Raw genomic sequence first — 10,386 nt, forward strand, 5'->3', positions numbered from 1 at the left:
ACAAATTTTCTAAAGAAATAAAGGGATTATTCTCACCGCAGTGAGAATAAATTCTTATCGCTATGAGAAAAAGTTCTCACCATAATGAGAATTTTTTCTCATCACGGTGAGAATACTTTGAGAATTATTTCATCTTATAAACCAATGTTCCTCCCTTGACAATATCTTCATGAGAGATAGTATTCTTCGTATAAGGTTCACCATTCAAAGTAATGCTATCCACATACTTATGCTCTTTCGACAGGTTCTCTGCGATAATAGTAAAAGTCTTGCCACCAGCCAGATGCAATACCATTTCAGGCAACTGGGGCGCCCCGAATACATACTCGCCACTCACCGGATTCACCGGATAAAATCCCATTGCACTCAACATATACCATGCAGACATCTGACCACAATCGTCATTTCCGCAAAGTCCGTCAGGTTTGTTTCGGTATTGAGTATCGAAAATCTCACGGATTAACTCTTGTGTACGCTCCGGACGACCGGCTAATGCATATAAATAAGTTACGTGATGACTCGGTTCGTTGCCGTGAGCATATTGTCCGATCAATCCTGTTACATCAGCCAGACCTTCACCTTCCAAAGTAACGGTAAACAAAGAATCCAATTTATTCAGGAAAGGTTTTTCACCACCAAAGAGCCGGATTAATCCCGGGACGTCATGTTGCACGTGCCAGGTATATTGCCATGCATTTCCCTCCGTATAATCTCCCCCTATACTTTCCGAATGTCCCAAAGCACTCGGATTAAACGGAGCCTTCCATGTTCCATCTGCTTTGCGCGGACGCATAAACTGGGTTTCAGTATCAAAGAGGTTCTTATAATAATCGGCACGTTTTGCAAAGTACGCCGCATCTTCTTCTTTTCCCATACGGCGTGCCATGTCGGCAGCAGCATAATCGTCATATACCGACTCTAATGTGGAAGACACCGATTCGGCTTTTATCAGGTCGGTCGGGAAATAGCCGTATTTCGTATATACTTCCCAGTTTGACTTCAACGGATGTGAAACAGTCTGCGTCTTCTTTATAATATTGAAAGCACGCTCCGCGTCAAAGCCACGGAATCCCTTACGATAGGCCTCGGCAATCACAGAAACCCCATGATTACCTATCATACAGTAGTTCTCCTTTCCCCATAATGCCCAGATAGGCAGGAATCCCTGCACTTCACCTTGTTCTATCAACGAATTAACAAAACCGTCGACACGTTCGGGAATTATCAATGTATAGAAAGGATGAGCGGCACGATAAGTATCCCACAAAGAGAACGTAGAATAAAAAGTCCCCGTTCCCGCTTTCACAACGGAGTCGGCAGCGTTACGATACATACCATCGACATCCGAAATCTCATTCGGTTGAATCAAAGCATGATAGAAACTGGTATAGAAGTTTGTCTTTTCATCATCGGTACCGTCTATTTCGATACGGCTCAGATAACTATTCCATTCATTATGCGCAGCGTCTCTCACTCCGTCAAAGTCCCAGGCAGGAATTTCCGCTTCCAAGTTCTTCTTGGCTCCGGCTACGCTCGTAGTGGAAAGGGCCACTTTCATCATCAACTCGTCTCCCGGCTGCATGTCGAAAGTAGCAACAATACGTTTCCCTTTCTCCGTCTCTCCCATCGGAAGGTAAAGTGAGTCTGCAACAGGACGATTAAATTTTATCACAAAGAAATAATCCTGATTCACCCATACGGCATTATTGACATGTCCGGTCAGCGTTTGGGCGTCTTCCCAATTCACCTCACAACTCTTCACGTGTGAATGATATTGTTCTTCCCTCCAGGCAGGACCATGCTGAAGATCTATCAGCAGAGAAGCGGAGTCTGCTTTGTTGTAGGTATATCGATGTAGGGCAGCATGAATAGAAGCCGTCAGTTCCGCTTTCACCTGCGGATCGGAAAGTTCCACAGTATAGTAACCCGGCGCAGCCGCTTCTTTATCTTTCGGGAAATGACTGCGATAAGCGTCCCAGGCACGGGTACGTGTACCGGTAACAGGCATTACCAGAATATCACCCAAGTCCATACATCCTGTTCCATTCAGATGCGTCTGCGTGAATCCCCAAATCAGAGAATCCTGATAGGTATACTCGGAACAATAGCGCCAGCCGACTGCACCCGTCACAGGGCTGCTCTGGATCATTCCGAAAGGATAACAAGCCCCCGGAAAGGTATGCCCATTATCGGCCGCACCGATGAATGTATTAACGTATCGGGTATAATCTTTTGTTTCCGCTTTTTCTGTCGGAGAACAGGAAGAATAGAAAAATAAACCTGCCAAAGCAGCAGCCATAAGAGGGATTCTTCTTTTCATAGTAAATATAATGTTAAATTAATGTCGCATAATGACAGCGACAAAGATAAAAAAAATCCCTCTCATGACATCCGTACGATTCGTTTATTTCCAAAGGCAATCTATCGTTCCACTGTGATAAAACAAAAAATCTTGCGACTTATTGGATAAATACAACTCAATTATTTATCTTTGTTAGCTTAATAATAAGCTGGCTCAAAAAAACAATAAGCATAATGAAAGATTTCTTGAAATTTACACTTGCAACAGTAACCGGTATTATCCTGTCAAGTATCGTATTATTTATTGTCAGCATGGTGACCTTGTTCGGTATCATGTCTGCTTCGGATACGGAGACAATAGTAAAAAAGAATTCGGTAATGATGCTCGATCTGAACGGAACGTTGGTCGAACGCACGCAAGAGAATCCATTGGACATTCTATCACAATTATTCAGTGACGATTCCAATATATACGGTCTGGACGATATCCTCTCTTCTATCAAAAAAGCAAAAGAGAATGAAAATATTAAAGGAATTTACTTGCAGGCCTCTTCATTGGGAACGTCATACGCTTCTTTACAGGAGATCCGTAATGCACTACTTGATTTCAAGGAAAGCGGAAAGTTTATCATTGCTTATGGAGACTCTTACACCCAGGGACTTTATTATCTTTCCAGCGTAGCCGACAAAGTGCTGCTCAATCCTAAAGGGATGATAGAGTGGCGTGGCATTGCCGCAGCTCCTGTCTTCTACAAAGATTTGCTGCAAAAAATTGGTGTAGAAATGCAAATCTTCAAGGTAGGAACATACAAATCGGCAGTGGAACCGTTTATTTCTACCGAGATGAGCCCCGCCAACCGAGAACAAGTGACTGCTTATATCAATTCTATTTGGAGACAAGTGACTGAAGGTGTATCCAATTCACGCTATATCCCGGTGGATTCATTGAATGCCTATGCCGACCGTATGCTAATGTTCTATCCGGCAGAGGAAAGTGTAAAATGCGGATTGGCTGATACGCTGATTTATCGAAATGATGTGCGTAACTATCTAAAAGAGCTGGTAGAAATAGGCAAGGACGATCAATTGCCTATGCTTGGCTTGAGCGATATGGTCAATGTGAGGAAAAATGTACCGAAGGATAAGAGTGGCAATATCGTAGCTGTTTATTATGCTTCCGGAGAAATCACCGATTATGCCGGTTCATCTGCTTCTGATGAAGGTATAGTAGGTTCCAAAGTGAGCCGCGACCTTCGCAAACTGAAAGACAATGATGATGTGAAGGCAGTCGTGCTTCGAGTTAACTCTCCGGGCGGAAGCGCTTTTGCTTCCGAACAAATCTGGCACGCCGTAAAGGAGCTGAAAACTAAAAAGCCGGTTATTGTCTCCATGAGCGATTATGCCGCTTCAGGCGGTTACTACATCTCATGTGCGGCTGATACGATTGTGGCGGAACCAACAACATTGACCGGTTCTATCGGTATTTTCGGTATGGTACCGAATGTAAAAGGGCTGACAGACAAAATCGGTTTGACTTACGATGTAGTAAAAACAAATAAATATTCGGATTTCGGAAATATCATGCGTCCTTTCAATGAAGGAGAAAAAGCATTGCTGCAAATGACGATAACCGAAGGATACAATACATTTATCGGCCGTTGCGCCGAAGGACGCCACATGACTAAAGAAGCTATCGAGAAGATCGCCGAAGGTCGTGTGTGGACCGGTGAAGCCGCCAAGGAACTGGGTCTGGTGGACGAGCTTGGAGGTATTGACAAAGCATTGGATATCGCCGTAGCCAAAGCGGATATCGAAAATTATACTGTTATCTCCTATCCGGCGAAACAGGATTTTTTCTCCTCTCTGTTTGAAACTAAACCGACAAATTACGTAGAAGCACAATTGCTGAAAAGCAAATTGGGCGAATACTACCGTCAGTTTGATCTGTTGAAGAATCTGCAAGAAAAATCCATGATTCAGGCACGCGTCCCATTTGAACTGAATATAAAATAACCTGTACTGCATGGACGAACACTTTATCAAGATACACAAGTGGCTATACCCTGTCTCATGGATATACGGAGCAGTGGTAGTGATGAGAAACAAGCTCTTTGACTGGGGAATCTTCCGGTCGAAGAGTTTCGATGTTCCCGTTATTTGTATCGGCAACCTTGCCGTAGGAGGTACAGGCAAAACCCCGCACACTGAATATCTGATAAAGTTACTTCGTGATAAATATCAAGTGGCCGTCCTCAGCCGGGGGTACAAACGACGTACTAAAGGCTATGTGCTCGCCACTCCCCAATGTACGGCAAAAACAATTGGAGATGAACCTTACCAGATGTATACAAAGTTCTCTTCCGTCACACTGGCTGTTGACGAAAAACGTTGCCACGGAATAGAAAAGCTACTCAAACTGAAAGAGCCTTCGACAGACGTTATCCTGCTCGACGATGCCTTCCAGCACCGTCACGTAAAAGCGGGATTAAACATTCTGCTGACTGATTATCACCGTCTTTTCTGCGATGACACCTTACTTCCGGCCGGACGTTTACGCGAGCCCGTCAACGGAAAGAACCGGGCGCAGATTGTCATTGTCACTAAATGTCCGCAGGATATCAAACCGATTGATTATAACATTATCACGAAACGGCTGAACCTTTATCCGTATCAGCGGCTATTCTTCTCGTCGTTCCGGTATGGTAACTTGCAACCCGTATTTTCGAACGAGGGCGGCATTGCGTTATCTTTACTGACTGATACTGATATCCTGTTAATCACAGGTATTGCCTCTCCTGCCCCTATCCTCGAAAGACTGGGAGATTGTACGAAGCAAATAGACTTGCTTTCATTCGGCGATCACCATGACTTCACCCATAAGGATATGCAACAGATAAGGGAACGATTCAACAAGTTAAAAGGTAAACGGCGGTTGATTATCACTACCGAGAAAGACGCCACACGCCTGATCAATCATCCGGGCTTGGATGCGGAATTAAAACCGTTCATCTATGCTCTGCCTATTGAAATAGAAATATTACAGAACCAACAAGATAAATTTAACCAACATATTATTGACTATGTTAGAGAAAATACAAGAAACCGCAGCTTACCTGAAAGGAAAGATGCACACCAGTCCTGAAACAGCCATTATCCTTGGCACAGGTCTTGGCAGTTTGGCAAACGAAATCACCGAGAAGTATGAAATAAAGTATTCGGATATTCCTAACTTCCCGATATCTACCGTCGAAGGTCATAGCGGCAAGCTGATTTTCGGTAAATTGGGCAATAAGGATATTATGGCAATGCAAGGCCGTTTTCACTATTATGAGGGTTATTCAATGAAAGAGGTTACTTTCCCCGTACGTGTGATGCGTGAACTGGGTATCAAAACCTTGTTTGTATCCAATGCCAGTGGCGGGACGAATGCAGATTTTGAAATCGGTGACCTGATGATTATCACTGACCATATCAACTACTTCCCCGAACATCCGCTACGCGGAAAGAATATCCCTTACGGTCCCCGTTTTCCGGATATGAGTGAAGCATATAGCAAAGAACTGATCCGCAAGGCGGACGAAATTGCCGAAGAAAAAGGCATCAAGGTTCAGCACGGAGTTTACATCGGTACACAAGGCCCTACTTTCGAAACTCCGGCTGAATATAAATTATTCCATATTCTAGGTGCCGATGCCGTAGGTATGTCTACCGTTCCCGAAGTGATTGTTGCCAATCATTGCGGAATTAAGGTATTCGGTATTTCTGTTATCACAGATTTAGGAGTAGAGGGAAAGATCGTGGAAGTAACGCACGAAGAAGTCCAGAAAGCAGCCGATGCCGCCCAACCGAAAATGACAACTATCATGCGTGAACTTATCAACCGTGCCTAAACATTAAAATCGATTTATGAGAACTGAAATAGCTACTCTTGGTGAGTTCGGTCTGATTGACCGCCTCACCGAGGGAATTAAATTAGAAAACGAATCCAGTAAATACGGAGTAGGTGACGACGCTGCTGTCCTCTCTTACCCTTCAGAGAAGCAAGTATTGGTGACTACCGACTTACTAATGGAGGGTGTACATTTCGACCTGACTTATGTCCCCTTGAAACATCTGGGATACAAAGCTGCCGTAGTCAACTTTTCCGACATTTATGCCATGAACGGTACTCCCCGGCAGATCACGGTTTCTATCGCCCTTTCCAAACGGTTCAGCGTAGAGGACATGGATGATCTTTATGCCGGTATCCGTCTGGCCTGCCAACAATATAATGTTGATATCGTAGGAGGTGATACGACTTCTTCCCTTACAGGACTTGCTATCAGCATTACTTGTATCGGCGACGCAGACAAAGATAAAGTGGTCTACCGCAATGGAGCCAAAGAAACCGACCTGATTTGTGTCAGCGGGGATCTAGGTGCCGCCTATATGGGGCTACAACTTCTTGAACGTGAAAAGGTTGTACTGAAAGGCGAAAAAGATGTCCAACCGGATTTCTCCGGCAAGGAGTATCTACTGGAACGCCAACTTAAGCCGGAAGCCCGTAAAGATATCATTGAGAAACTTGCTGCCGCCAATATCATCCCGACTTCAATGATGGACATCTCCGATGGCTTATCATCCGAATTAATGCATATCTGCAAACAGAGTAATACCGGCTGTCGCGTATACGAGGAGCACATCCCCATTGATTACCAGACTGCTGTCATGGCCGAAGAGTTTAACATGAACCTAACAACTTGTGCCATGAACGGAGGCGAAGACTACGAGCTTCTTTTCACCGTACCTATCGCCGACCACGAAAAAGTTTCGCAAATGGAGGGTATCCGCCTCATCGGACATATCACCAAACCAGAACTTGGCTGTGCCTTGATAACCCGTGACGGACAAGAGTTCGAACTGAAAGCCCAAGGTTGGAATCCGCTAAAGGAGGATAAATAGAATATTCCGGTTAACAGCAAAAATATTTTCAATTCATATAACACTGATAATAAGCAAACTAACTTTTTATCAGTGTTTTTTATTACCGGAAGCCTTGCAGATTCCAAAAGTTTCACTACCTTTGCAACCGCAATCAAGCAAGGTGCCATAGCTCAGTTGGTAGAGCAAAGGACTGAAAATCCTTGTGTCCCCGGTTCGATTCCTGGTGGCACCACTTTTAGTCAGAAAAACGTCTTCCAACAGTAACATTCCCCTAAATCCCAGAAATTAGCTATCATATCGAATGCTCCGATAGATACAGATCTAATTTCGTTGGGCATATCAGATATTTTCACACTGTTCCTGTTCTCGAGTATCATAGGCAGCAAAAGTCCTATTAAATGTTTCGAATATCAAATCAAAACTTGTATTGCCCAAAGATCTTATTTTCATGTCCGCTTTATACGAATTACAAAATAAAACTTTAATAAAGGATTATTGCTTTTCAAGACAGATATTAACTGCATTCATACCTTTCGTACCACGCTCAAGATCAAATGTCACAATGTTGTTTTCTACAATATTGCCAACAACATTATTTACATGGAAGAAATACTTTTCAACACCGTTAAGATCTTTAATAAAGCCAAATCCCCTAGCCTCATTAAAAAATTCAACCCTTCCTCTTAAGATAGCCGGTTCTTCCTCTTCCTTTTTGGGAGTTGCAATGATTATTTCATCGGGATTTATTTCCTCTTTTTTAATATCTTCCGTTGGAGGAGTGGAAGTTATCATTCCGTTCTCATCTACATAAGCAATCATATCTTCAAAGCTATTCGCTTTTCCCGACAATTTTTTGCTTTCTTTCTTCTTTAATTTTTCCTCTCGTTTAGCGAGTCTTTTCTTTTCATTTTCACGTTTACCTACTGTCATGGATTTTGCCATAGAAATCATATTTAATTTATACTTATTTTTAATGAATAATGTAAGAGGCTAATTTCAAAAAGTGAAATTAGCCTTATTGAGTTTCTTACCGGTCAACTTCTGAATATCATTAACCAGTTTACGTTCTTCCTGCGAACAGAATGTAAGTGCTGTCCCTGTATTTCCTGCTCTTCCTGTACGACCGATACGATGTACATACGTCTCGGGAACATCCGGGAGATCATAATTAATAACCATAGGCAACTCACTTATATCGATTCCTCTGGAAGCAATATCAGTAGCAACCATAACCCGGGTTTTCCCCGACTTAAAATTACCCAATGCGGACTGTCTTGCCGCCTGACTCTTATTTCCGTGTATAGCCTGACTACCGATCCCAGCCTTACCTAATATCTTAACAATCTTATCGGCATTATGCTTCGTACGCGAGAAGATAAGTACCGATTGGTCTTCTGCTTTTTGCAAAATTGAAATTAATAATTGGCTTTTCTCTTTCTTCTCTACGAAGTACACAACCTGATTGATAGAGTCCACAGTAGACGATTTCGGTGTTATGTAAATCTTCACCGGATTCTTCAACAGAGATTTGGTTAAAGTAACAATGGTGTCAGGCATTGTTGCCGAGAAGAACAAGGTTTGCTTTTCTTTCGGAAGTTTCGGCAATATTCGCTTAATATCATGGATAAATCCCATGTCAAGCATACGGTCAGCCTCATCCAATACAAAATACTGAATAGTATCCAGATGTATATGTCCCTGATTCATCAAATCAAGTAGACGTCCCGGAGTAGCTACCAGAATATCAATTCCCTTGCGTAATATATCAACCTGCGGACGTTGATTTACACCACCGAAGATAACTCCGTGGCGAACACGGGTATATTTTGAATAATCGTCAATGCATTCACTGATTTGCAGGGCAAGTTCACGGGTAGGTGTCAATATCAAGGCTTTGATACCCTGACGCTTGACAGATTCCTTGCTCACGACTTGCAAATGTTGTATGATAGGAATGGCAAATGAAGCCGTCTTTCCTGTACCAGTCTGCGCACAACCTAATATATCTCTTTTTGCCAATGCGGCAGGAATCGCTTTTTCTTGAATTGGGGTCGGTACTGTATATCCTTTTTCTTTGATTGCTTTTAAAATCGGCTCGGTTATATTTAATTCTTTAAATGTCATAAATGTTGTTTTTGCTATATCTGAAAGTAAACCGTCAGAAACATATCTTATATAAATGTTCACGACGAAGTCAATATTGATATAGACTTGTGATTATACTTATTAAACTTTGCTCTTTTTTCCAGAGGCTTGCTTGTATTACAAAAAAGTCTAATAAATCTATTTTCAGAATGGAAAGTGCAGAACTAGAAATTTCCGATATTGCACACAAAAGAGGCAGAATTAGCAGAACTTAAATGTAAAATGATTTTTCGAACTCTCTGTAAAAGGGATTTCCCGATGAATCATGAAACGGAAATAATTTATATATAAAAGCAGAAGACAGAATCTTCTGCTTTTATCCGGGTATTAATATCTTCTGGAGTTATTATAACCACCACGACCACCACCGTGAGACGGTCTTTCAGTGCGAGGGCGTGCAACGCTTACTGAAATAACCTTCTGGTCATATTCAACGCCATTCAATTCGTCAATTGCTTTTTGTCCTTCTGTATCATTCGGCATTTCTACGAAAGCAAATCCTCTGGATCTACCAGATTCTCTATCAAAAATAACCTTAGCAGAAGATACTTCTCCAAACTCTGCAAATAAATTTGTTAAGTCAGCATCATTTGTGCCATAACTTAAACCTGAAATGTAAATGTTCATCTAAAAATTTTATTAAAATAAATACTATTTTGGAGTGAGGAGGATAATTACAGAAGAGGACTACTTGCTAATAAAAGAAGAACTATACGATAATGATTCGTAACTCAAACTCTTGGTACAAAGGTAACACAATAAATCAGAATAATACATTTATACCCGTTCTTTTTCGGAAGAAAGACGATAATTATCATTTATTAGCACACCATTCACCCTAAATCGGTGAAATACACAATTTCGTCTCTCATTCTTGATATTCTCTCGCAATATATCTACTTTTGTCTTTGTATAACTTATTAAGGGGCACCTCATGAATGTCAGAATAGAACAAAGTTGGAAACAGCAATTACAAGAAGAATTTGATAAACCATACTTCGAAAAGTTGGTTACATT

8 protein-coding genes, 1 tRNA gene and 1 pseudogene are annotated in these 10,386 nt (G+C 42.0%); 6 read left to right on the forward strand and 4 right to left on the reverse strand.

Annotated features, from left to right (window positions below):
• Nucleotides 1-124 precede the first annotated feature (124 nt).
• On the reverse strand, nt 125-2,320 hold the full coding sequence (locus tag BHV72_RS06360; protein ID WP_005679569.1) for a GH92 family glycosyl hydrolase: 2,196 nt from the start codon (nt 2,318-2,320) through the stop codon (nt 125-127).
• Nucleotides 2,321-2,535: 215 nt separating this feature from the next.
• Between BHV72_RS06360 and sppA the strand changes: the two genes are divergently transcribed.
• The 5 genes from sppA to BHV72_RS06385 all read left to right on the forward strand — a co-directional run bounded on the left by sppA (nt 2,536) and on the right by BHV72_RS06385 (nt 7,456).
• Entirely contained in the window at nt 2,536-4,314 is a 1,779-nt protein-coding gene (gene sppA / locus BHV72_RS06365; protein WP_005679567.1) for a signal peptide peptidase SppA, read from the forward strand.
• Between the two features lie 10 nt (nt 4,315-4,324).
• Nucleotides 4,325-5,443 (forward strand): tetraacyldisaccharide 4'-kinase, encoded by a 1,119-nt coding sequence (lpxK, locus tag BHV72_RS06370; RefSeq protein ID WP_022041813.1) that lies wholly within the window; start codon nt 4,325-4,327, stop codon nt 5,441-5,443.
• Complete coding sequence (locus BHV72_RS06375; RefSeq protein ID WP_005682822.1) at nt 5,382-6,191, forward strand: purine-nucleoside phosphorylase; 810 nt, start codon at nt 5,382-5,384, stop codon at nt 6,189-6,191. The genes lpxK and BHV72_RS06375 overlap by 62 nt, the downstream gene beginning before the upstream one ends.
• A gap of 16 nt (nt 6,192-6,207) precedes the next feature.
• The gene (gene thiL, locus BHV72_RS06380; RefSeq protein ID WP_005679563.1) at nt 6,208-7,242 is read left to right on the forward strand and encodes a thiamine-phosphate kinase; all 1,035 of its coding nucleotides are present in this window, start codon (nt 6,208-6,210) and stop codon (nt 7,240-7,242) included.
• Nucleotides 7,243-7,383: 141 nt separating this feature from the next.
• Nucleotides 7,384-7,456: transfer RNA gene (locus tag BHV72_RS06385), tRNA-Phe, on the forward strand.
• Between the two features lie 260 nt (nt 7,457-7,716).
• On the opposite strand, the gene BHV72_RS06390 is transcribed toward BHV72_RS06385, so the two are convergent.
• The 3 genes from BHV72_RS06390 to rbp form a co-directional block, all read right to left on the reverse strand.
• Nucleotides 7,717-8,166 (reverse strand): cold shock domain-containing protein, encoded by a 450-nt coding sequence (locus BHV72_RS06390; protein WP_005682818.1) that lies wholly within the window; start codon nt 8,164-8,166, stop codon nt 7,717-7,719.
• A 54-nt stretch (nt 8,167-8,220) separates the two neighbouring features.
• Nucleotides 8,221-9,348, reverse strand: coding sequence for a DEAD/DEAH box helicase (locus BHV72_RS06395; RefSeq protein ID WP_272718779.1), 1,128 nt, complete (start codon nt 9,346-9,348; stop codon nt 8,221-8,223).
• Between the two features lie 348 nt (nt 9,349-9,696).
• Entirely contained in the window at nt 9,697-9,996 is a 300-nt protein-coding gene (rbp, locus tag BHV72_RS06400; protein ID WP_005679494.1) for an RNA-binding regulator, read from the reverse strand.
• Nucleotides 9,997-10,303: 307 nt separating this feature from the next.
• On the opposite strand from rbp, the pseudogene BHV72_RS06405 reads away from it, so the two are divergent.
• Nucleotides 10,304-10,386, forward strand: a pseudogene (locus tag BHV72_RS06405) (uracil-DNA glycosylase); the annotation flags it as partial.

Source organism: Bacteroides sp. 43_46, assembly GCF_001915455.1.
GTDB lineage: Bacteria > Bacteroidota > Bacteroidia > Bacteroidales > Bacteroidaceae > Bacteroides > Bacteroides caccae.

What these genes read in the sequence shown, in the direction of transcription:
- BHV72_RS06360 (WP_005679569.1), bottom strand. Translation starts at nt 2,320, where the DNA reads ATGAAAAGAAGAATCCCTCTTATGGCTGCTGCTTTGGCAGGTTTATTT.
- sppA (WP_005679567.1), top strand. Translation starts at nt 2,536, where the DNA reads ATGAAAGATTTCTTGAAATTTACACTTGCAACAGTAACCGGTATTATC.
- lpxK (WP_022041813.1), top strand. Translation starts at nt 4,325, where the DNA reads ATGGACGAACACTTTATCAAGATACACAAGTGGCTATACCCTGTCTCA.
- BHV72_RS06375 (WP_005682822.1), top strand. Translation starts at nt 5,382, where the DNA reads ATGTTAGAGAAAATACAAGAAACCGCAGCTTACCTGAAAGGAAAGATG.
- thiL (WP_005679563.1), top strand. Translation starts at nt 6,208, where the DNA reads ATGAGAACTGAAATAGCTACTCTTGGTGAGTTCGGTCTGATTGACCGC.
- BHV72_RS06390 (WP_005682818.1), bottom strand. Translation starts at nt 8,166, where the DNA reads ATGGCAAAATCCATGACAGTAGGTAAACGTGAAAATGAAAAGAAAAGA.
- BHV72_RS06395 (WP_272718779.1), bottom strand. Translation starts at nt 9,348, where the DNA reads ATGACATTTAAAGAATTAAATATAACCGAGCCGATTTTAAAAGCAATC.
- rbp (WP_005679494.1), bottom strand. Translation starts at nt 9,996, where the DNA reads ATGAACATTTACATTTCAGGTTTAAGTTATGGCACAAATGATGCTGAC.